Source organism: Paraburkholderia sp. BR10882 (assembly GCF_040948855.1).
Classification (GTDB): domain Bacteria; phylum Pseudomonadota; class Gammaproteobacteria; order Burkholderiales; family Burkholderiaceae; genus Paraburkholderia; species Paraburkholderia nodosa_A.
Window position 1 is genome coordinate 261,527 of record NZ_JBFPKP010000002.1, and the last position, 21,857, is coordinate 283,383.

Annotated in this window: 20 protein-coding genes; 6 read left to right on the forward strand and 14 right to left on the reverse strand. The window is 59.6% G+C overall.

What is annotated here, in order from left to right; translation table 11 throughout:
- Positions 1 to 68 precede the first annotated feature (68 nt).
- Both AB3X99_RS06150 and polA read right to left on the reverse strand, forming a co-directional pair.
- Positions 69 to 1,445, reverse strand: a complete 1,377-nt coding sequence (locus AB3X99_RS06150) for an NAD(P)/FAD-dependent oxidoreductase (RefSeq protein WP_069261339.1) — start codon at positions 1,443 to 1,445, stop codon at positions 69 to 71.
- Between the two features lie 257 nt (positions 1,446 to 1,702).
- Positions 1,703 to 4,510, reverse strand: coding sequence for a DNA polymerase I (gene polA, locus AB3X99_RS06155; protein ID WP_368616721.1), 2,808 nt, complete (start codon positions 4,508 to 4,510; stop codon positions 1,703 to 1,705).
- A 1-nt stretch (position 4,511) separates the two neighbouring features.
- Between polA and AB3X99_RS06160 the strand changes: the two genes are divergently transcribed.
- Positions 4,512 to 5,279, forward strand: a complete 768-nt coding sequence (locus AB3X99_RS06160; RefSeq protein WP_342946997.1) for a TIGR00730 family Rossman fold protein — start codon at positions 4,512 to 4,514, stop codon at positions 5,277 to 5,279.
- Between the two features lie 77 nt (positions 5,280 to 5,356).
- On the opposite strand, the gene AB3X99_RS06165 is transcribed toward AB3X99_RS06160, so the two are convergent.
- Positions 5,357 to 6,283: a transcriptional regulator GcvA gene (locus tag AB3X99_RS06165; RefSeq protein ID WP_368616399.1), complete on the reverse strand. Its 927-nt coding sequence runs from the start codon at positions 6,281 to 6,283 to the stop codon at positions 5,357 to 5,359.
- A gap of 100 nt (positions 6,284 to 6,383) precedes the next feature.
- Between AB3X99_RS06165 and AB3X99_RS06170 the strand changes: the two genes are divergently transcribed.
- Both AB3X99_RS06170 and AB3X99_RS06175 read left to right on the forward strand, forming a co-directional pair.
- Positions 6,384 to 6,989, forward strand: a complete 606-nt coding sequence (locus tag AB3X99_RS06170; RefSeq protein ID WP_368616400.1) for a chromate transporter — start codon at positions 6,384 to 6,386, stop codon at positions 6,987 to 6,989.
- The gene (locus AB3X99_RS06175) at positions 6,986 to 7,513 is read left to right on the forward strand and encodes a chromate transporter (protein WP_069261343.1); all 528 of its coding nucleotides are present in this window, start codon (positions 6,986 to 6,988) and stop codon (positions 7,511 to 7,513) included. Before AB3X99_RS06170 ends, AB3X99_RS06175 begins: the two co-directional genes overlap by 4 nt.
- Before the next feature lie 101 nt (positions 7,514 to 7,614).
- Here the strand turns inward: AB3X99_RS06175 and AB3X99_RS06180 are convergent, their stop codons facing one another.
- The gene (locus AB3X99_RS06180; protein WP_069261344.1) at positions 7,615 to 9,141 is read right to left on the reverse strand and encodes an AMP nucleosidase; all 1,527 of its coding nucleotides are present in this window, start codon (positions 9,139 to 9,141) and stop codon (positions 7,615 to 7,617) included.
- Between the two features lie 215 nt (positions 9,142 to 9,356).
- On the opposite strand from AB3X99_RS06180, the gene AB3X99_RS06185 reads away from it, so the two are divergent.
- The 3 genes from AB3X99_RS06185 (at position 9,357) to AB3X99_RS06195 (ending at position 11,733) form a co-directional block, all read left to right on the forward strand.
- A complete protein-coding gene (locus AB3X99_RS06185) occupies positions 9,357 to 9,764 on the forward strand; it encodes a hypothetical protein (protein ID WP_069261345.1) in 408 nt (135 codons plus the stop codon).
- Between the two features lie 173 nt (positions 9,765 to 9,937).
- Positions 9,938 to 10,945 carry a homoserine kinase gene (locus AB3X99_RS06190; protein WP_368616401.1) on the forward strand — a complete coding sequence of 336 codons (1,008 nt, stop codon included), beginning with the start codon at positions 9,938 to 9,940 and terminating at the stop codon, positions 10,943 to 10,945.
- On the forward strand, positions 10,936 to 11,733 hold the full coding sequence (locus tag AB3X99_RS06195) for a BPSS1780 family membrane protein (RefSeq protein WP_368616402.1): 798 nt from the start codon (positions 10,936 to 10,938) through the stop codon (positions 11,731 to 11,733). Before AB3X99_RS06190 ends, AB3X99_RS06195 begins: the two co-directional genes overlap by 10 nt.
- Before the next feature lie 247 nt (positions 11,734 to 11,980).
- Here the strand turns inward: AB3X99_RS06195 and AB3X99_RS06200 are convergent, their stop codons facing one another.
- The 10 genes from AB3X99_RS06200 to AB3X99_RS06245 all read right to left on the reverse strand — a co-directional run bounded on the left by AB3X99_RS06200 (position 11,981) and on the right by AB3X99_RS06245 (position 21,855).
- Positions 11,981 to 12,280, reverse strand: a complete 300-nt coding sequence (locus AB3X99_RS06200; RefSeq protein WP_368616403.1) for a hypothetical protein — start codon at positions 12,278 to 12,280, stop codon at positions 11,981 to 11,983.
- Positions 12,280 to 12,582 carry a hypothetical protein gene (locus AB3X99_RS06205; RefSeq protein WP_368616404.1) on the reverse strand — a complete coding sequence of 101 codons (303 nt, stop codon included), beginning with the start codon at positions 12,580 to 12,582 and terminating at the stop codon, positions 12,280 to 12,282. The genes AB3X99_RS06200 and AB3X99_RS06205 overlap by 1 nt, the downstream gene beginning before the upstream one ends.
- A 12-nt stretch (positions 12,583 to 12,594) precedes the next feature.
- Positions 12,595 to 12,879: a hypothetical protein gene (locus tag AB3X99_RS06210; RefSeq protein WP_368616405.1), complete on the reverse strand. Its 285-nt coding sequence runs from the start codon at positions 12,877 to 12,879 to the stop codon at positions 12,595 to 12,597.
- 161 nt (positions 12,880 to 13,040) lie between these two features.
- On the reverse strand, positions 13,041 to 13,526 hold the full coding sequence (locus AB3X99_RS06215; protein WP_368616406.1) for a hypothetical protein: 486 nt from the start codon (positions 13,524 to 13,526) through the stop codon (positions 13,041 to 13,043).
- A gap of 88 nt (positions 13,527 to 13,614) precedes the next feature.
- Positions 13,615 to 14,064 (reverse strand): hypothetical protein, encoded by a 450-nt coding sequence (locus tag AB3X99_RS06220; RefSeq protein ID WP_368616407.1) that lies wholly within the window; start codon positions 14,062 to 14,064, stop codon positions 13,615 to 13,617.
- A gap of 377 nt (positions 14,065 to 14,441) precedes the next feature.
- Positions 14,442 to 15,101 carry a hypothetical protein gene (locus AB3X99_RS06225; RefSeq protein WP_368616408.1) on the reverse strand — a complete coding sequence of 220 codons (660 nt, stop codon included), beginning with the start codon at positions 15,099 to 15,101 and terminating at the stop codon, positions 14,442 to 14,444.
- Positions 15,102 to 15,290: 189 nt separating this feature from the next.
- Positions 15,291 to 16,547, reverse strand: a complete 1,257-nt coding sequence (locus AB3X99_RS06230) for a hypothetical protein (protein ID WP_368616409.1) — start codon at positions 16,545 to 16,547, stop codon at positions 15,291 to 15,293.
- 77 nt (positions 16,548 to 16,624) lie between these two features.
- Entirely contained in the window at positions 16,625 to 17,440 is an 816-nt protein-coding gene (locus AB3X99_RS06235) for a hypothetical protein (RefSeq protein WP_368616410.1), read from the reverse strand.
- Positions 17,441 to 18,469: a hypothetical protein gene (locus tag AB3X99_RS06240; protein WP_368616411.1), complete on the reverse strand. Its 1,029-nt coding sequence runs from the start codon at positions 18,467 to 18,469 to the stop codon at positions 17,441 to 17,443.
- A gap of 41 nt (positions 18,470 to 18,510) precedes the next feature.
- On the reverse strand, positions 18,511 to 21,855 hold the full coding sequence (locus tag AB3X99_RS06245) for a glucosaminidase domain-containing protein (RefSeq protein ID WP_368616412.1): 3,345 nt from the start codon (positions 21,853 to 21,855) through the stop codon (positions 18,511 to 18,513).
- Positions 21,856 to 21,857 lie beyond the last annotated feature (2 nt).

The window sequence follows — 21,857 nt, forward strand, 5'->3', positions numbered from 1 at the left end:
AGATCAAACAGCGGAAACAGGCAGAATAGCGCCGCGCCCCGGACACAAGCGCCGCCCGGTGCAGCCGCTCAGTGCAGCTTCACGCGCGGCAACGTCGTGCGGCGCAGCCAGTGCGCGAAGGTGTCGAGCACCATGCGCGCGTAGCCGTGCAGCGCCGCGATGTGCAGCCGGTACAGCGACATGTACATGAAACGGGCAAACAACCCTTCGATCAACATATTCCCGCCGATCAGCCCGCCCATCAGATTGCCGACCGCGCTGAAGTGCCCGAGCGACACCAGCGAGCCGAAGTCGCGATAGGTGAACTCTTCCAGCGGCTTGCCGGCGAGCAGATTGCCCAGCGACTTGAACAGGAAAGTGGCCTGCTGGTGTGCGGCTTGCGCGCGCGGCGGCACACCGCGTTCGTGGCCCGGCCATTCGCAGGCCGCGCAGTCGCCGAGCGCGAAGATGTTGTCGTCGAGTTCCGTTTGCAGCGTACGGCGCACGATCAGTTGGCCGAGCTTGTTGACGGTGAGACCGTCAAGCCGCGAGAGCACAGCCGGCGCGGTAATGCCAGCGGCCCAGACCGTGAGGTCCGCGCGCAGGTTCTTGCCGCTCGCGGTGCGCACGACGCCAGGCGCCACTTCGATCACGCGTTCGCTCGTCAGCAGCTTCACGCCGAGCTTGTTCAGCAGCTCGCCTGTCGCCGAAGAAACGCGCTCCGGCAGCGCGGGCAGGATGCGCGGGCCGGCCTCGATCAGCACGATGCCCACGTCGTTGCGCGGATCGAGCTTGTGCAGTCCATAGGCCGACAGCACCTGCGCGGTGTTGCGCAGCTCGGCGGAAAGCTCGACGCCCGTCGCGCCCGCGCCGATGATCGCCACCTGCACGCGCGGCTCGGCGCCGGCGTCCATGGCCGGCGCGAGGTCGTCCGCCGTCACCTCCACCGCGACTTTTTCGGGCGCTTGATGTTCGGCGCGCATGCACGCGGCGATCAAACGCTTGCGAAACCGCTCGGCCTGCTCGACGGTGTCGAGCGCGATGGAATTCTCGGCCGCGCCCGGCACGCCGAAAAAATGCGTCGTGCTGCCGATTGCGAGCACGAGCGTGTCGTATTCGAGCACGCGCTCGGGCAGCATTTCCGCGCCGTCTTCGTCGAGCACGCGCCCGAGCGTGATGCGCTTTGCCGCGCGGTCGAGCCCGGTCAGCTCGCCCTGCTGGAACTCGAAGCCATGCCAGCGCGCCTGCGCCGGATATTCGAGCTGATGCGTGAATGGGTCCATGCTGCCCGCCGCGACTTCGTGCAGGAGCGGTTTCCAGATATGCGTTGGATTGCGGTCGACCAGCGTGATCGATGCCGCTTGCGGCTTGCCCCGCTTCGCGCGCGCCTCGCCATAACGATCGCCGAGCCGTGTTGCCAGCTCCAGCCCGCCTGCGCCTCCTCCCACAACGATAAAGCGATGCATAGACTCTCCGTGCATGTCGAAAGGCGATAGAAAGGCCGATGCGTCGACAACGTGACGTGCGAGGCACCGGCCTTCAATCAAATCATTGTCGGCCGACGGAGCGCGCGGCGGCAACCCTTGCGGCGCGCATTCGCGACATCACGCACGCGAGGCTTGCCTTATCGCGCGCGGGCAGTTACGTCCCGGTTACGGCTTTTGCGGCGGCACTTCGCATTCAGTATGTACTTAGTAGAGCTTCACTAAGCACTACAACGCCTTCAGTGCGCCTCTTCCCAGTTCTCGCCCACGCCCACTTCGGCGACGAGCGGCACCTTGAGCTGCGCCACCGAGCACATCAGCTCGGGCAAGCGCTTGCGCACTTCGGCGAGTTCGTCGCCCGGCACTTCGAGCACGAGTTCATCGTGCACCTGCATGATCATCTTCGTGCCGATCTTGCGTTCGTCGAGCCACTTCTGCACCGCGACCATGGAAAGCTTGATGAGGTCGGCGGCCGTGCCCTGCATGGGCGCGTTGATGGCGGCGCGCTCGGCGGCCTGGCGGCGCGGGCCGTTGCCGCCGTTGATCTCGGGCAGCCACAGGCGGCGCCCGAAGACGGTCTCGACATAGCCGCGCGACTTCGCGTCCATGCGCGTTTCGTCCATATAGCGCGCCACACCCGGATAGCGCGCGAAATAACGGTCGATATAAAGCTTCGCCGCGTCGCGCGTAATGCCGAGATTCGATGCGAGGCCGAACGCGCTCATGCCGTAAATCAGGCCGAAATTGATGACCTTGGCGATGCGCCGCTGGTCCGCGCTCACTTCAAGCGGCGTGACGCTGAACACCTCGGAAGCCGTGGCGCGGTGAATGTCGTCGCCGCGCGCGAACGCCGCGAGCAGCGACTCGTCGCCCGAGATATGCGCCATGATGCGCAGTTCGATCTGCGAATAGTCGGCGGAAACGATCTTGTGCCCCGGCGGCGCGATGAACGCCTCGCGAATGCGCCGGCCTTCGCCCGTGCGCACGGGAATGTTCTGCAGATTCGGATCGTTCGACGCAAGACGGCCCGTGACTGCCACGGCCTGCGCGTAGTTCGTGTGCACGCGGCCCGTTTGCGCGTTCACCATGCGCGGCAGCTTGTCGGTGTACGTGGACTTGAGCTTCGCAAGCCCGCGATGCTCGAGCAGGATCTTGGGCAGCGGGTAATCTTCGGCGAGCTTTTGCAGCACTTCTTCGTCGGTGGAAGGCGCGCCGCTCGGCGTTTTCTTCACGACCGGCAGTTGCAGCTTCTCGAAGAAGATCTGGCCGATCTGCTTGGGCGAGCCCAGATTGAATTCGCCGCCCGCGAGCGCATACGCTTCCTCTTCGAGCGCGATGAGCCGCACGGCAATTTCCGCGCTCTGCTTTTCGAGCCTCTCGGAGTCGATCAGCACACCGTTGCGCTCGATCTTGCGCAGCACGCGCGACGTAGGCAATTCGATGTTGCGATACACGTGATCGAGGCCCTTCTCGGGCGCGATCTGCGGATAGAGCGCGCGATGCAGTTGCAGCGTGACATCGGCGTCTTCGGCAGCGTATTCGGCGGCCTTTTCGAGCGAGACGTCGTCGAAGCCGATCTGCTGCGCGCCCTTGCCCGCTACCTCTTCGTACTTGATCGTCTTGATGCCCAGATGGCGCAGCGCGAGGCTGTCCATGTCGTGGCTGCGATGCGATTCGAGCACATACGATTCGAGCAGCGTGTCATGCTCCACGCCATTGAGCTCGATACCGTAGTTCGCGAGCACCTGCTCGTCGTACTTCATGTGCTGGCCGACTTTCTTGTGCTTCCCGCTTTCGAGCCAGGGCTTCAGGCGCGCAAGCACTTCGCCCTGCGGCAGTTGATCGGGCGCGTCCGGGCCGCGATGCGCAAGCGGCAAGTAGGCGGCCACACCGGGTTCCGTCGAGAACGAGATGCCGACGAGCTTCGCGACCATCGGGTCGAGCGCCGTGGTCTCGGTGTCGAACGCGGTGAGTTCGGCGGCTTCGATGCGCCTGAGCCACGTGTCGAACTGCGGCCACGTCTGGATCGTTTCGTAATGGCGCGGGGCGTCGACGAACAGCGCGGGCTGCACGATCGCATCTTTTTCGGGCACGTCGCCCTGGGTCGCGGCGGGCACCGTCTCGCTCTGCTGACTCGCTTCGGTGACTTCGCGCAGCCAGGTCTTGAAGCCGTGGCGCGCGAAAATATCGCGCAGCTCTTCGCGCGCTTCGGCTCGCGTGGCGAGCGACGCTTCGATCGACTCGAGATGCGGCGTGAGATCGCAAGCCGTTTCCACCGTGACGAGCTTTCTCGCCATCGGCAGGAAGTCGAGCGCGTCGCGCAGATAGCCGCCCACTGCACCCTTGATTTCATCCGCATGCGCGATCACGCCGTCGAGCGAGTCGTATTGCGTGAGCCACTTGACCGCCGTTTTCGGGCCGCACTTGTTCACGCCCGGCACGTTGTCGACGGTGTCGCCGATGAGCGAGAGATAATCGATGATGCGCTCCGGCGGCACGCCGAACTTGGCGATCACGCCTTCGCGATCGAGCGTTTCATTCGTCATCGTGTTGATGAGCGTGACGTGGTCTGTCACGAGCTGCGCGAGGTCCTTGTCGCCGGTGGAAACGATGACCTTCATGCCGAGCTTCTCGGCCTGATGCGCGAGCGTGCCGATCACGTCGTCGGCCTCCACGCCTTCGATCATCAGGAGCGGCCAGCCGAGCGCGCGCACGGCCGTGTGAATGGGCTCGATTTGTGCAGCGAGCGGCTCGGGCATGGAAGGCCGGTTGGCCTTGTACTCGGGGTACCAGTCGTCGCGGAACGTCTTGCCCTTTGCATCGAACACGCACGCGCTATACTCTGCCGTAACGTCCTTGCGCATGCGACGCAGCATGTTGATGATGCCGTATAGCGCGCCCGTGGGTTCGCCGTCAGGACCGCGCAGATCCGGCATCGCATGGAAGGCCCGATAGAGGTAGCTAGAACCGTCGACCAGCAGCAGGGTCTTACCTTCCAGCCCGTTTTGTAGCTTCAGCTTTGTATCCACGCGTAGTTCTTCAGGCATTATGGACAAGAGAAAAGTGATTCCGAGTCTGCGTTCACTCGCAGATCAAGAGCGCGCGACGGCCAAGAAGGCGCGCGCATCGTGGCAGATGTTCACGATTATGGCAGAGTTTATCGAGGCGACCGAGTACCTGTCCGAGATCCGGCCGGCGGTCAGCATCTACGGTTCCGCCCGCCTGAAACCGGAGTCGGAGTACTTTCAGCTCGCCACCACCATCGCGCGCAAGGTGTCCGATGCGGGCTTCGCCGTGATCTCCGGCGGCGGCCCCGGCATCATGGAAGCCGCGAACCAGGGCGCGCATGCGGGCAAGTCGCCTTCCGTCGGCCTGAACATCGAATTGCCGCACGAGCAGTCGGGCAACCAGTGGCAGGACATCTCGCTGCGCTTCCGCCATTTCTTCACGCGCAAGGTCACGTTCGTGAAGAACTCGGACGCCGTGATCGTCATGCCCGGCGGCTTCGGCACGCTCGACGAACTGGCCGAAGTGCTCACGCTCATCCAGACGAAAAAGTCGCGCCACGTGCCCATCATTCTGGTGGGCGCCGACTTCTGGAAGGGCCTGCTCGACTGGTTCCGCTCGGCGCTCGTGCCCATGGGTCTCATCAATCCCGAAGACATGGACCTGATGCAGGTGATCGACGACCCGGACCAGGTGCTCGAAGCCGTTCTCAAGTTCTACGAAGATGCGGACACCGCCGAAGATACCGGCAAGGAGCATCCGGCGCGCAGCGACCGCGACTCCGACGAAGACCGGATGTTCTATCTCTGATGCACCGCTTGCGGATGGCCTGCGGTTAATGTTTTCGCAGGCCTGCGCACCGCTCGCGCCTCAGCGCATCACTCCCCTCATGCTTTCTCCGCGCTTGCGGGCACGCCGGACGCACCGAGCGGCGCCCGAGCGCTCGCCTGCTCCTCCAGCCAGCGGCAAAACTGCACGACGAGCGGCGCTTGCGCCACCTCGCGGCGCGCCACCCACCAGTAGCCGCGCGCGTCGAGATGCGGCCCCGCGAGCGGCGTGACGAGACGTCCCGACGCGAGTTCGTCGTCGAGCAGCGGCAGCGGGCCGAGCGCGACGCCCAGACCATCCACGGCAGCCTGCAAAGCCAGATAGAAGTGGTCGAACGACTGCTTCTTGCGGCATTTGGCTTTCACTCCTGCGGCCGCAAGCCAGGTGCGCCACGCATCGGGCCGCGTGTCCGAATGTAGCAGCACGTGACGCGCAAGATCGCTCGCCTGATGAATCGGCGCGCGCTTGAGCAGCGCTGGACTGCATACCGGCAATTCCATCTCGTCGAGAAAATGACCGGCCTCGCAGTCGGGCCAGTGGGCCGGGCCGCGCCGCACGGCCACGTCGAAGCCTTCGAGCGTCTCGACCGGCGCGTTCGAAGTCGACAGGCGCAACTCGACGTTCGGCGCGAGGCGCTGAAACTGCGAGAGCCGCGGCAGCAGCCATTTCATCGCGAAGGTAGGCAGCGCGCTCACGCGCAGCACGTGCACCACGCCCGTGTCGCGCAGCTGAGTGGTTGCGCGCGCGATGTCGTCGAATGCCGACTGCACGGCGGCGAGGTAGCGCCGCCCGTCCTCGGTCAGCGCGACCCGCTTGCCGTGCCGGTGAAACACCTGCACGCCGACCCACGCTTCGAGCGCGGACACCTGCCGGCTAATGGCACCGTGAGTCACATTGAGCTCGCCCGCCGCAGCGGAGAAGCTGTTGTGCCGTGCAGCGGCTTCGAACGCGCGCAGCGCGGGAAAGGGAGGAAGGGAGCGTGCCATGCTTGTGAGTGTAGATCACAAGAGCGCGGCATAGAAATCGTTTTGCCGCGCGCGCGATTGGGCTTAATCTCCGAACTTGCCTCAGAGGTCCCTTCCATTCATGAAACAACCCATCTCATCGCCCGCCGCAGCCGGACATGGCGCGGACGACGGCCTGCACACGCCCTCGGTACGCGATCTGTTCCTCGGCTTTCTCGGTCTCGGCTTCACGTCGTTTGGCGGTGCGCTGCCGTTGGCGCGCCGCACCATCGTCGAGCAGCGCCGCTGGCTCACCGCCGGCGAGTTCACCGATCTGCTCGGCCTCTGCCAGTTTTTGCCGGGCGGCAACGTCATCAATCTCTCGGTCGCGCTCGGCATGCGTTTTCAGGGATGGCGCGGCGCGCTCGCCGGCATCCTCGGCCTGATCGCGGGTCCGTCGCTCGTCGTGATCGGGCTCGGCGTGCTCTACGAGCGCACGCAAGACGACCCGCACGTGCGGCATCTGTTCGTGGGGCTCGCCGCGGCCGCCGCCGGGCTGCTCGTTTCGATGGCCCTGAAAATCGTGCTGCCGCTGCGGCGCGATCCGGCCGCGGCCGTCGTTGCTACGCTCGGCTTCGTAGCCATTGCCGTGCTGCGCACGCCGCTCTTGCCCACCATGCTCGTGCTCACGCCAGTCGGCATCGCGCTCGCGGCACGCGCGGCGCGCAAGGAAGGAGGCTCGCGATGAGCGCCACACTCGTTGCGCTCGCCGCGATCTTCGGCCAGCTCTCGCTGCTCGCTTTCGGCGGCGGCAACACGATCCTGCCCGAGATGCAGCGTCAGGTCGTCGAGGTCCACCACTGGATGCCGGCGAGCGAGTTCAGCGCGCTATTCGCGCTTGCCCAGGCCGCCCCGGGCCCGAACATGATGGTCGTGACGCTGGTGGGCTGGCACGTGGCCGGCTGGGCAGGCATGCTGGTCACGTCGATTGCGAAGTTCGGGCCGTCGTCGCTCGTCACGATCGCCGCGCTGCATGCATGGGATCGCTTCAAGGACCGCCCGTGGCGGCGCATCGCGCAAAAGGGCCTCGTGCCGGTGACGGCGGGTCTCGTGGCCGCGAGCGCCGTGCTGATCGCGCGGGCCTCCGATCCATCGTGGATCGCCTGGGCGATTACCGGCGTGTGCGCCGTGCTCGCGTTTCGCACGAAGATTCATCCGCTGTGGCTGCTTGGCGCGGGAAGTTTGATTGGGCTGACGGGGTTCGGGCAGTAAGTGACGCCGGCGAATGATTCGGCATCCGAATTGATAAAAGACAACAGCGCAATTCGACAGACTGGCCGGCGCTCACCGCGCGCCGGCCAGCCATCAAGCGGCTACTGGAACGCCACTTCGGCGAAGCTGCGCAATTTCCGGCTATGGAGCTTGTGCAAGCCGTTCGTGCGCAGGATCTCCATCGCCTTCACGCCGATCTGCAGATGCTGATCGACTTGCGCGCGATAGAACGAATCGGCCATGCCCGGCAGCTTGAGTTCGCCGTGCAGCGGCTTGTCGGACACGCACAGCAAGGTGCCATACGGCACGCGGAAGCGGAATCCGTTCGCGGCAATGGTTGCGCTTTCCATGTCGAGCGCGATCGCGCGGCTTTGCGAGAGGCGTTGCACCGGCTCGCGATGATCGCGCAGCTCCCAGTTGCGGTTGTCGACGCTCGCCACCGTCCCCGTGCGCATCACGCGCTTGAGTTCCACACCGTCGAGCTTCGTGACCTCCGCGACCGCGCGCTCAAGCGCGAGTTGCACTTCGGCGAGCGCCGGAATCGGCACCCACAGCGGCAAGTCGGCGTCGAGCACGTGATCCTCGCGCACATAGCCGTGCGCGAGCACGTAGTCGCCCAGACGCTGCGTGTTGCGCAAGCCCGCGCAGTGGCCGAGCATGATCCACGCATGCGGACGCAGCACGGCAATGTGGTCGGTGATCGTCTTCGCGTTCGAAGGTCCCACACCGATGTTGATCATCGTGATACCGCTGCCGTCCGCACGCTTGAGGTGGTAGGCCGGCATTTGCGGCAGGCGCGCGGGCGCCGTGCCTTCGTCGTCCTGTTCGCCCAGGTTCGCGTTGTAGGTGACCACGTCGCCGGGCTCGACGAACGAGGTGTATTCGCTGCGATAGTTGCGCAGGTCCGCGTCGTCGGTATGCGCCATCATCGCGCGGCCGAGCTTCACGAACTCGTCGATATAGAACTGGTAGTTCGTGTAGAGCACGTAGTTCTGCACGTGCGTGGGCGACGTGGCCGTGTAGTGCCTGAGCCGATGCAGCGAAAAGTCCACGCGCGGCGCGGTGAAGAGCGCAAGCGGATGCGGCTCGCCGGGCTCCGGCTCGAAGGTGCCGTTCACGATGCGGTCGTCGAGCTGCGCGAGATCGGGCGTATCGAACACGTCGCGCATGGCGAAGAGGCGCTCGCGGTCGAGATCGCCTTCGAGGTGGATGCCTTCGGCGAACGCGAAGTGCACGGGAATCGGCTGATCCGACACGCCCACTTCGATGCCCACATGATGGTTCTTCGCCAGCAGACGCAACTGCTCGCGATAGTAATTGCCGAAAAGATCGGGCCGCGTCACCGTGGTCTCGAACACGCCGGGGCCCGCCACGAAACCGTACGAGCGGCGCGAGTCGATATGCGTGTTGACGTTGGTGCGGATGCGCACGAACGGGTAGCACGCGCGCACACGGCGCTCGAATGCCTCGCCGCGGCGATAGCGCGCAAACGCATCGCGCAGGAACGACGTATTCGCTTCGTAGATGCTCGAGAGGCGCGCCACGGCGTCGGCGGCGTCTTCGAAAAACTCGTCCGGGAAGTCGTGCGCCGGCGTCATGAGGGGCCGCAGGTAGCTATCGTTGTTCATCTTCGTTCGCCTCTCCGTTTGATGGGTCCACATTACCACGGAAGGTGCGACTTTCTGGCGACGGACCTGGCCGCGCCGAGGGCTTTTGGAGCACCCGCCGCGAGAGCGCTGCGAGCGCCGCGCACCGCCCGCCGGGCGCGGGCCGCAGCGCTTGAGCGACATGGGGCAAAGCGCCCGGATTTGCTAGAATTGGGGCATCCCATCGGAGAATGACCATGAAGTCGCACCTTCTTGCCGCCGTCGCGGTGACGCTCGCTTTCAGCGGGGTCGCCATGGCCGCGCCGGCCGACGACGCAAAGACCGCCGTCGAGGCACAATCCGCGCAATCGGAGAACGAACGCGCGGGCCTGCCCGATCTGGCTGCGATCAACAACAAGCCGGCCGCACGCGTCACCTCGAAGGTCGACATCAACGACGTGCCGCGCGTGCCCAGCTATCACGAAGTGAGCCCGAACGGCACCGAAATCACCGAGTTCCGCGACAAGGGCAAGCCCGTCGAGATCAACGTGCATTCGAACTTCGGCACGCGCTACACGATGAGCGCCAACCCCGACACCTCGCCGCAAGTGCGCAACAACGGCCAGGCCAGCACGCGCCTGCCGTCGATCAACCTGCATTACTGAGCCATCCGGGCGCGCGCATGCCTTTGTTGGGCATGCCCGCGCCAACGCCATGTGCGCCGCCCCTTGAGCCGGGCCGCGGCCATCGCGCCTGAGCCGGACACGCCTGCAAGCCCCTCGGGCAGCACCTCGCAGCGTTCGCCGACCCGCCATTACCAATCAACCGACCTTCTTGCATGGCCGTCTTCACCGCTGTCACCGACCAAGAGCTTGCCCAATGGCTGCGCGACTACGATTTCGGCGATGTCGTCGAATTTCGCGGCATCCAGTCCGGCATTGAGAACAGCAACTTCTTCCTGACGACGACGCGCGGCGAATACGTCCTGACGATCTTCGAAAAGCTGACGGCCGAACAACTGCCGTTCTACCTCGACTTGATGCGGCACCTCGCCTCGCATCGGGTGCCGGTACCCGACCCCATGCCGCGCAAGGACGGCGCGCTCTTCGGCCTGCTGCACGGCAAGCCCGCGGCCATCGTCTCGAAGCTCGAAGGCAAGCCCGAACTCGCGCCCGGCGTGGAGCACTGCGCGGAAGTGGGCCAGATGCTCGCGCGTATGCACCTGGCGGGCCGCGACTACCGCGGCGACCAGCCGAATCTGCGCAGCCTTTCATGGTGGGAAGAAACGGTGCCGACGGTGCTGCCGTTTCTGGACGACGCCCAGCGCACCCTCCTCACGAGCGAACTCGACCATCAGCGCGCATTCTTCGGCTCGGCCGACTACGCGGCGCTGCCGGGCGGTCCGTGCCACTGCGACCTGTTCCGCGACAACGCGATGTTCGCGCACTCGCACCCGGCGCCGGGCCACGAAGTTCGGCTGGGCGGCTTCTTCGACTTCTATTTCGCCGGCTGCGACAAGTGGCTCTTCGACGTGGCCGTGACCGTGAACGACTGGTGCGTCGACCTCGCCACCGGCAAGCTCGACACGGCGCGCGCCGACGCGCTCCTGCGCGCCTACCAGACCGTGCGCCCATTCACGCCCGAGGAAACGCGGCACTGGATGGACATGCTGCGCGCAGGCGCGTACCGCTTTTGGGTCTCGCGCCTGTATGATTTCCACCTGCCGCGCTCGGCCGAACTGCTCAAGCCGCACGATCCCGGCCACTTCGAGCGCATCCTGCGCGAGCGCCTCGCCGGCAGCGACGCGGGTTCCCATCACGCCTTGCCCCATCGCCCATGCAACTAATTGAAGTCCCCGCGAAGACGGGCTATGTCTGGTTCCGCCAGGGTATCTGGCTGTTCCGCCGCAATCCGCTCGCGTTTCTCACGCTGTTTTTCGCCTATTTGCTGGCGATGACGCTGATTTCCGCCATTCCCGTGATCGGCGGCGTGCTGCCTCTGCTGTTCGTGCCCGGCGTGGCCGTCGGCTTCATGGCGGCGTGCCGCAACACGATCGCGGGCAAACCGGTGTTCCCGACCATTCTGATCGACGGCTTTCGTTCGTACGGCAGCAACGTGGCGAAGCAACTGCTGGTGCTCGGGGCGATTTACGTGGGGGCGATGTTGCTGGTGCTGGCCGCGTCTGCGTTCGTGGACGGCGGCGCGCTATTGCGGCTGATGACGATCGGCGGCGACCTCGACGCGCAAGCGCTCGCCAACAGCGACGTGCCGCTCGCGGTGCTTGCTTCGCTGCTCTGCTACGTGCCGGTGTCGATGCTGTTCTGGTTTGCGCCCGTGCTCACGGCGTGGCACGACGTGCCGCCCGTGAAGGCCCTGTTCTTCAGCATCGTGAGCTGCTGGCGCAACAAGGGCGCGTTCATGGTGTATGGGGCGCTGTGGTTCGCCGTCTCGACGGTCGTATCGATCGGCCTGTCGACGCTGCTGCGCGCGCTCGGCGCCGGCGACTTCACGGTGGCGATCCTGATGCCCGCGCTCATCATCGTGACGACGATGCTCTATTGCTCGTTCTACGCTACGTACAGAGGATGCTTCGGTGTGCAGGAGAAAAATAGCACCGAAGAATCAATGACTTAGCAAGATTGTGGGTTAACGGTCTAGTCCAAAGTTTGGTCAAAAATCCCTCGCCGTTTGCACCGCGTTTGCACAAGATTGCGCGTCAACATGGTGTGCAATTCCTCTTGGAAACGAACACCTAGCAATCTGGTGCCACAAGCAGTACAGCACAACAGTCTACACGTAGCAGATGGCGCATCAAGCACAGAAAAGGGGTCAGCTATGCTGACCCCTTTGTACTTTTAGAGGTTTACCTCTAATTTCCCCACTACGTTTGCCCTGTGCTGACCAGCCTGGACTTAGTTTCGTTGTGGTCGAACGCCAGCTTGAACAGCACGACATTCTTCTCGTCCGTGAAGCGAACATCTACATGGTAGCCGCCCCACTCGTGTAAGGTGATGGAAACCTCACCTTGCTCGTCGGTTGTGTCCACACACGACTTCCACCACTCCTTAAGCTGCTTGTATAAAGCATAAGCACGCTTACGAGCGCCTATGCTGTGAAACTGAGCTACGTAGACATAGCTGTCGTCGCCCACCAAAACTCGCGATAACTTTTCTGAGAGCATTACTCCTCCTGGTCGTAGAATCTAAGCTTGAAGGCGACTGCTTGGACTTCGTTCCCACACTCAACTCTTAGGCGGTACTGGATATCAAACTCTTCCTTATCGGCGAAAACTCCATGGGAAAGCAGGTATACCTGCGCGCAGTCTGTCTCACGGACAAGATGCAGATCCGCAGTTGACATATCGTTGTCCTGCATCCAATCGTGAATTTCGTGCACTGCTTGAATTGCAAGCTGTTCGTCTTCGGTGGACGCGATAAACTCTGTTCGGCGAAGCCGGTTAATTTCCCAATATAACTTGTTCAAACTACCTCCCGTTCAGCAGAACCTGAGCTTGAACGCAATTGCGTCTGCATCGGCTTCGAAATCGACTACGATCGAGAAGTACACTCCGAACTCCTCGGAGCCAACAAACTTACCAAGTTGGGGATCAAAAGTACTGATCTGCTCGCAGTTGCGAAACGTATGGATATCTACAGCTAGCAGTTCGTTATCGCTCACCCAAAGGTCAACTTCGTTGCGCACTAAAAGAGCCAATTGTTCGTCTTCAATATCAACTTCAAAGAAACGCGGGTGATGTGGCTGTTGCCATGTAATTGACATATTGCTTACTCCTATAACGTATTGGGTTATCGAGCAGCCTGAGATATTGAGTCTCTAGAAAACCCAAAACCTCAGGCTGATCGAATAAAGATGTGGACTGCGGTGTATGTGGACATGGCCTTACCACGTCAAGGGTTTTACGGAACCACCGGTTTAAAGGGTTATGCGGCCTGTGCTACCTTGTTGCCTGCGCCAGCCCAATTGCGGATACTGTTCGTCGACGGCACGGTCATAATCCCGTTCGCTTCGCAAATGTCCTTCAACGCGGTGCGAATCTCTTCTTCCGTCTTCTTGGCGATCTTGAGTTCAATTGCCTTATCCTTCACACACTGCGGATAAGTAATGCGCTCTCCAGAACCAGTCTGCTTCTTCTCAGCGCCGTAGTTGCGGATGCTGTTGTACTGCTCGATGCTCGTCAGGGTAAGCTCAACCGTATAGGTCGTCTTGGCTTCGCTAGCAACCGTAATCGTCTCGCCAGTTTTCACGTTGCGGCGAGTAATCGGAGCTTGCACGTCGGCAAACTCCTGCGGTTCGTCAAGCTTGTTGTCTTCTGCGAACTTGCTCAGATTCGGCATGTGCTTGTCGTACTGCTGCTGGTCGAATTCAAAGCGGACGTTAATAGCTGCGGAAATGATCGTAGGCTTCATGAAAAATACTCCTGTAAAAGTTAGAAAATTACTGCGTTGGGTTACTGCTGGTTGATAACTGCCGTTTTTCTTTGTGGCACTGCGTCTTTCAAAGAAACCTCAGCTTGAACTGCATGGCCAAACTATCGGCCAGCTTCTTTTGCTCCTTCTTGCTGCCGTGTTCCGGCTTAACAGCAAACACCACGCCGATTGAATAATGTCCAAACGGCGCCCCTGAAACCCCGTTATACATGTGATTCGGCTCGCCCTTTTTATACTCGATTACGCCATTTGATTTCCCGACAACTTCCAGTGCAATCTTGGCCTTCACGTCCACGCTCAACTTGATACCGGCCAAGACATTTTCAGAAATCACCTCTTCGTTAATCCATTGCTGTACATCAAGAACGTGTTGCATAACCTCACTCAGATTATTCTGAGAAGTCATAAATTCGATTTTCCAAACAAAACCAGATGCAACTACACCGCCACCGCCGATACCAAACACATCGCATTGAAGACGGTACGGTTGCTTCGACAAGACATAATTCAATTCCATCGCTATTTTCTCCTATAAAGTTTCGATAAACCGATCAAATATGTTTACCCAAGGCGCGTACAGATTTTTGAACACAGCAAGAATTTCGGCTCGGCAAACTCTGAAATTCAGTTGCTCGATCTGTGATATCCAAATTGTTAAAGAGCGCGCTGCCCCGCAGTCGTGAGCGCTAAGTCACGTCTGGGTTTGCCGTTATATGGTTTGGCTAGGGTTAATCGGACTTGCTTGGTTATCGGCGTTTCGCGTTTAATGCGTTGCGTCGTTGGATTAGATTATTAGACGGCTGGAAAATGATTTCCATTGGTACGCACTGGTACATACCATTTTTTCAGGTATGTACCAGTAGATACCAGCTTAGGATGGGGATAAGACGGGAATTACTGCTTTTTGGAGGGGAACTGGACGTCCTTGAACCACTTTCTCAGTGCTTCATGACTGACTGATGGCGGCTCGTCGTAACCAAAGAATGGGTCGTCGTTGTCACTACTCGCCGTGTCGTGCTTATCCTGAGCGTACTTCCTGACCGCCTTGAGTAGCTCTCTGGCTGCGCCGCTTGCCGACTTGATCTTGTTGCCGGGTTCCCGCAACAGCTTGTCCAGCTCATTGAGCGCGTGCTTTTCGATAGCCCGGTAGCGGTCGTATCGCTTCGTTATGTTCTTGGTAGCTTGTTTCTTGCGGTCAAAGACGATTCCCCATGGCACTGAAATCATAGCGACGGTCACACCGTACTCGTATTGAGCGCGACACAGGTATGCCCACGCCTTTTCACGGTCTACCTCGTATGCTTGCTTTGCGGCAACCGCGAACACACAGCAGCGAGCAATGCAGGCATATTCTTTGGCTGCTTGATCGTCGCTGCGCCACTGCTTGTCCAGGTCTTCGGCAACGGCGTCTGGGTCAAGTTGTGGCTCCGCTTCGTATGCGTCGAGAAACTTCGATTCAAATGCTTCTTCACTTGAGAGACACGAATCATCGTAGTACGTGAATTCAAGGTCGTGGAACAACTGGCTCAAGATATCGACAAAAGTTGGGGTCATTGGCGTTTTTTGTGAGACGGGGCCATTTCAGCACTCATAGAGGAAACCATTGAATCCGCCTGGGCATTGCGAAGCAATCCATTGAGTTCTGGGACTTCCAGATAGGTGCCTTCAGCACTCATAGAGGAGTTTCAGCACTCATAGATTATATCTATAGCAATACCTTCTCTATGAGTGCGGAAAACGGGGTCAGTACATGCCCGGAATCAAGTAGCTGGGGTTCATCATGCCGCCTGCACCCGGCAAGTAACTGCCAGTTGATCCTGATCCGACCAGCCCCGCTGTTGGCGGCTGCATCTCGTTGGTCAGCATGTTGGTCAACAGATTCTGGTACGTGCTGTTCGTTGTCGGCAACATAGATGCTCCCGGCATCGCCGCGTACGACGCAGACGGATTGGTCATCATTGGAAGCGCAGTTGGGATCGGCATGCTTGCACCGCTTCCTGTCCTGCGGTACTGCGCTGGTGCTACTCGTGCCCCGCCTGCTTGCTGAGGTTGCAATGCATTCATTGCGCTATAAGCTCGCTGGCCGTTAGACAACGCATTACCGAACTGGCCGACAGTGCCGATCATTGGGCTGTTTGCGAGACCGCCCATCGTTGCGGTAGCGACTGAGCCGTAACCAATGCCTGCTGAACCATCAACAGCGCCCGATACACCACCACCGAGTGCGCCAGAAGCAGTCCCGGTCATACCACCACCGGGCAGCAAACCGCTATATAGACCTGCTGGCGCGTCACCCAATGCAGACCCGTAAGCTGAAGGCATCGCGAAGAAGCCGTTGCCGACAGTGCCAGTCAAACCAGCATCGCCGTATGCCGCAGCACCTTGCAAGGCGCCGTAAGCGCCTGTACCGACTTGACCAGCACCAGCGCCAATCCCTGCGCCAATGCCGTTACCGACACCGGTTAGACCAATACTGGTACCTGCTGCGCCTAGACCAGCAGCACCCAATCCAGCAGCACCAAGACCACCTGATGCGCCTACTGTTGTACCCATTGACGCAGCAAGTGCGCCGCTGCCAAGAGCAGTGCCTGACGTACCAGCAAGCAAACCAGAACCAAGACCGGCGGCAGTACCAACGTCAGCGGCACCAGCGCCGATTGCGGCTGCCGTACCCGCGTCTGCTGCACCGACACCAGCAGCACCAGCACCAGCCGCACCACCGGCACCAGCCATTGCGCCATCAAGCGCACCACCTGAAAAGATAGAACCGACGACAAGACCAATCGTATCTGCTGGCTTTGCTTCTGCGATGTCGCCGATTTGGTTAATGATCCCGATTCGACGTAGCGGGTTGATCGCCTTGTCGATCTGTCCCAAACCTTGAGTAATAGGTGAAAGCGCTTTATTCGCGAAGTCGGGTATGTCCTCGTTCTCGATCTGCGCCCATTTGCCACCTGTAACCCATGACAACGGGTTAGCAATCTTGTCGATTGGCTCCATGATCGCGCCGATAGGCGAATCATGGTTTGTTGGCGAGAGTGTGTTTCCTAGTGATCCCATATTATTCTCGTTGTTCTTTAGGAGATCTTCATCACATAGCAAAGCGCGTAGTAAGGCGGAATCACGCTAAACGCTGCACCTGAACCTGCGTTGCTCAGTGAGATACCTGTGCCTGATCCGTAGATACCGATGCCTGTACTCGAGCCGTAAATGCCAATACCGGTCCCTGATACGTTGGTTGGGAATCCTGTACCGCCATTACCAAACGACGTAGCACCACCGCCAGAGAACTCATTTGTACCGTTACCCAGATATGCCTTACCAGCAGCACCAAGCATTACTGCCGGGTTGTGTGCGTGACCTGGGTCTGCAACACCGTGACTGTGGCCTGGGTCTGCAACACCGTGCGCGTGACCGGGATCATTAACGCCGTGGCTGTGAGTAGGCATGTTTGCGACGGACAGCACGTAAGTCGTCGTGCCACCTGTCGCGCCTGGCGAATAAGAACCGCCTGCACCGATGACGAAACGATCCATCAAGTTAGGTGTGCCGTTCTGGCCGTTGCACAACGCCCAGCTTGCGCCCCACATTGTTGGAATGCTTGCTGCTGTCCCGCTGTAGAGCATGATCGCGCCAACAGGCAGGTAGTTACGAAGCTGACCGATTGTTGCTGCATCCGTGGTTGCTGAGCCGTTCGCTAGGTTGTTGATTTGCAGCCCGTTCATTGACAACGGAATCGTGGTCTTGAACTGCGTGCCGTTCGCAATCTGCGCAATGAAAGCGGCGTGTGCTTGAATGTACAACGAGGCGTTGTTACCAACCGGCTCGCTGCCAGATGGGCTGTTCAGTCCCGCTGTTGTACTGAGTTGTGATATGGATGATGGAACCGGCATTTATAGTACTCCTGAACTTGAAAGAGACGACAAAATCCCAGCACCGGCTGTAAGTCCACCGACCGCTAGACCCAATGGATTTGCGCTCTGCGACGAGCTTGTAATACCCTGCGCGCCGTTACCCAACGCACCAGACAATGCGCCTTGCTCGATACCAAGCTGCTCATACGGCTGCATCGCGTTCTGATACCACTGCTGGTACTGCGAATTAAGCTGGTTCTGTGCTGCAGTTTGTTGCGCTGTGCCGCCTGTGTATGCAGCGTTCAACTGATTGATCGTTGACGAATCCAGCGTTGGCGCAAGACCCGCAGCAGTTAGTGCACGGGCTTGCGCTGTGTTGTAGTTGTTGCTGTTGAGGTTCGCGGCCTGCAATCCAGCAGACTGGTTAGCCAAGCTTGCCTGCGTACCCAATGACGCGTTGACGCTAGCTGCTTGTGCGGCCGTGTTGTACGCGTTTCCGTAGATGTTTGCCGAGTTGTTGGCAAGCGCCGTACCGAGCGTCCTATTTTGATCGTTCACCGCGTTCTGATATGCGCTGCCGCCGAACGCACCAGAACCTGCAAACTGAGAATTCAGATTCATTGCGTTCTGGTTGAACGCCTGTGTGGTCTGCTGGTTGGCTGCGTTCACCTGCTGCGCGAGATATGGATTGCTCATGCTCGCGTAGGGGTTTTGCGACGCTGTAGCGGTCTGCGCGGCTACGTTGCCGTATCCATTGCCACCGTTGTTCGCCATCTGGCTAACTGCGCCGCTTACTTGACCGGTTACGCCACCGCTGTTCGCGAGGTTCGACATACCCTGAATAGCGTTGTTCTGCGTGCTATTCATGCCCGCGTATGTTTGCCCGGTGTATTGCGGAATCGCTGAATTGCTGAGCGAAGTACCCTTGCTCAGAATGTCTTGCGCAGTTCCTTGCGCATAGCCCGGAAGTTCGGTAGTGGTTGTGGAACTACCACCGCTGCTTCCGCTGCTTCCCATCGGGATGCAATGACCCCATTGGGCCTTACGTTTGAATACAAAGATCGACATCTTCTTCCCTTGTTATTATTTTTCTTTGGGACTGGTGCTTCTTACTTGTCCTGCTTCTTGTTGTTTCCCGCTGCAACTTGACCTGCTGCTATCGCGCCCAACAATCCGCCTGCGTTCTGAACTCCCTTCACCTTACTTATCAGATTCTCAGACAGCTTGGCTTTGGCCTTGTTTGCCGTGTCCACTGCACTGATCGCATCTGACAAGCGCTTCGGATTCAGCAGCAAGTTTTCCACTGCATCACGGTTAGCTGCCGTCTTTGCAGCAATCGCTTCCGCCGTATCTCCACCGAACGCCTTACCGAGCGCTGTTGCGGCCTTGGTGCCTGCCTTGTCCATCAAGTAGTCGGCAGCAATACCGCCGAGTGGACCAAAGTGTGAGAATCCCAAGCCAGTAGCTACGGAACCCAGACCGGTACGCACAGCACGTTCACCTGCTTCGCTCATCAACGCATTGCCGATGCCGTTTCCGCGCGTGCCAGCAACCAGATTCTCGAAGCCCTCACGCTTCCCAAAGTTGCTTGCTGTGTCTGAGCCTGCGACGCGCTCAGTACGCGTCGCATAGCGTTGCAAGTTGTCACGGACTGCGTTCAGGCGAGCAACATTGATTGGGTCGAACTGGTCTGCACTGTTGCCGAGATCCTTCACGTCATGCCACGAAACATTGCCGTCCGTGCGCGTGTCGAACTTCTTCACCAAATCGTTGTAGTTGCCTTGGCGTGCAATCGCATCCTGCCCTGCTTGCTGATCTGCATAGAACTGCTTGTACGCAGGTGCGTTAGCTTCCAAGTGCTGCTGCAACGCTTGTGCGGCAACAGGGTCTTTCTCAGCAGCTTGTCGCATGTAGCTGTATGCATCGCCTCGCAGGCCACGTGCGTTGTTACGGCCCAGCATTGCTACGGCGTCGTCACGCATCTTTGTGAGCTGCGCAAGCTTGGCGTTCGATACCGCTTTCGCAGGGTCGAATTCGTTGTTGTTTGCCTTGCCCGCTTCAAGCGACTTGACCAATGAATCCAGTTGACGGACATTCAGCTTGCCAAACGCATCTACCATGTTCGGGCTTGTCAGGAACTTGGATTCGGCCATCTGATCGGAAAGCTTCGCATACTGCTTGTTCACGTCTGCGAAGCCGGGAACTTGCCCCTCAAGCAGATTGTTCACCTGTGCTCGAATGCGCGCGTAGTTCGTCAGTTCAAACTTGTCCGCGGAAGCGATATCAGACGGGTTGCCCATGCGCTGCATGTAGTCATCAAGATGCATCTTCGCAAGGTTCAAGTCCTGCGGATTGATCGACTGCGCGTATGTGCGTCCATCGGACCCAAGTGCTGTAACGTCCTGAATTACTGGCGTGTCGTCCTGCGCGTTGTTCTTGAACGTCTCCACGGCACGCAAAGCTCGCTGCATAGCTGGTGTGTTCAGCAGCCCTGCAAGATGATCGTCAACAGCAATCGGTGCAGCTTGATCCAACACGTCCTGATACATGGGCGACGTTCTAAACTGACGCTCAAGCTCCAGGTTCGCTGTCTTCTGAGGACTTCCTGCAATGTTGTTCCATCGACTTACCAAATTGTCGTTGGGCGCATCGAACGCACGCTGAATGATCGGATCGCCTTCGTTTTGGGCAAGTACATTCGCGCGTCCCAAAGTGCGTTGCATCGCAGGCGTATTGAACAAGCCATTGTCGTCAGACGCGCTTACTGCTGGCATCTGTGCATTGCCCTGTGCGGCCAGTGCATCTTGCGATTGCTGGAACTGCTCTCGCTGGGCTTGCAAGTCGGCGTCGCTCGTAGCACCTTGACGCAGAAAGGATGTGTTTGCGTCAGCGTTCGTGTTCGCACGCGCTGCCAAACCTGAGTTGTTATCGCTCTTGTCTAAACCCTGTTGGATGGCTTGGATAGTTGGATTGTCGGTTGCTTCCGCTGCTGTACGTTGATAGCCAGGTACGGTGCTGTTCGCGTTGCTGCTTAGCTGTGTCGCAACATCCTGTGCTGTCTGAGGAGACGAGTCGGCATCGACCGCTTGCGCGATCTTTCCTGCCATGTCCTTTTCCGCTGGACTGAACGCGCCACCTGTTGCCGTGCCAGCGTTTGAAGCAGTAGCATCAACGGCATCGATAGCTGCCTTCGTACCAAGCACTTTGCTAATGACCGGCTTTGCAATCGCTCCTGCTGCGTGTGCGACAGGACCAAGTGCGGCACCACCAGCACCACCTATCGCTGTGTTCTGTGCGATCTGCGCTAACGAGTCGCCATCGAGTGTCGATGAAACGCCACCTTGGATTGCACCCTGCATTGCGCCGTTTCCAATTGCTGCGCCGACACGGCCTAGCAAACTAGCACCAGCGAATTCAGGAGCAACTGCACCAACGCCTGCGGATACTGCCGTGTCGCCAACAAAGTGACCTGCGTTGTACGCAGACTGGTTCGTGTTCGAGCCTGGTGTGATGTTGTGCTGCTGCGATACGGCCTTTTGCGCTGCGATTGTCTGAGGTGTGACGTTCACAGTGCTGTTAGGCGCTTGTGAAGCTTCGGCAACTGTCTGGCCTGCGAACGCATTAATGAGCGGATTCCACACGGACGAAGCAGCACCCTTCGCAAAGTCTAATGGGTGCTGGAACGATTGGCTAACGCCGTTTGCTACGTCACTTGGAATGTTCTTGATGCCGTTCCAGATGTTCTCAGCAACACTGCCGGTTCCCATCTGGCCGTTGGTCTTCACCCAGCTATCGAAGTCGTTTCCACCAGTCGAAGTAGACGCTGTTGCTGGACTCGCGCCCTTGCTGTTGCTCTGTAGCCACTGGTTGAAGTCGTCGCCTGATTGCTGTTGAGGTGCCTCGCTCGCATTTGCACTGGATGAACCGGAAAGCGCGGTAAGCGCGGTGTTGGCCAAGTTGGCCGCTGCCGACACCTTACCAACGTACTTCGGATCTTCAGCGTAGCCGCCTTGCTTCAACGCGGTTGCGAACGCTGTAGGGCTTTGTGCGCCTACCGCTTTCGGATATTGCTTCTGGATCAAGTTGACGTATGCGTTAGAGAAGTCGAGCGGATTGTCGAACTGCTGATATGAATCTGTGCCGCCGGTCGCGTTGTCGGTCGCTTGCACGCCCTGCCCGCTGTTCGCTGTGGACTTGACGTTGCCCAGGTTGTTTGTGCCTGGGATAACGCTCTTTCCCCACCCTGTTTCCAAGCCCCATTGGCCTGCAATGGCTGACGCCGGAACCCCTAGCTTTGTAGCTGCGTTCTGGATAGCGTCTTGATAGTAAGAAGCAAAGCCGTTTGGGCTGAAGTCGGTCTGTGGTGATTGCTTTGATGCACCAAGATCGACAATCCCGCTACCACTTGCGGAATTACCTGTTGACCCAAGATCAACAATACCTGTATCGGCCATTA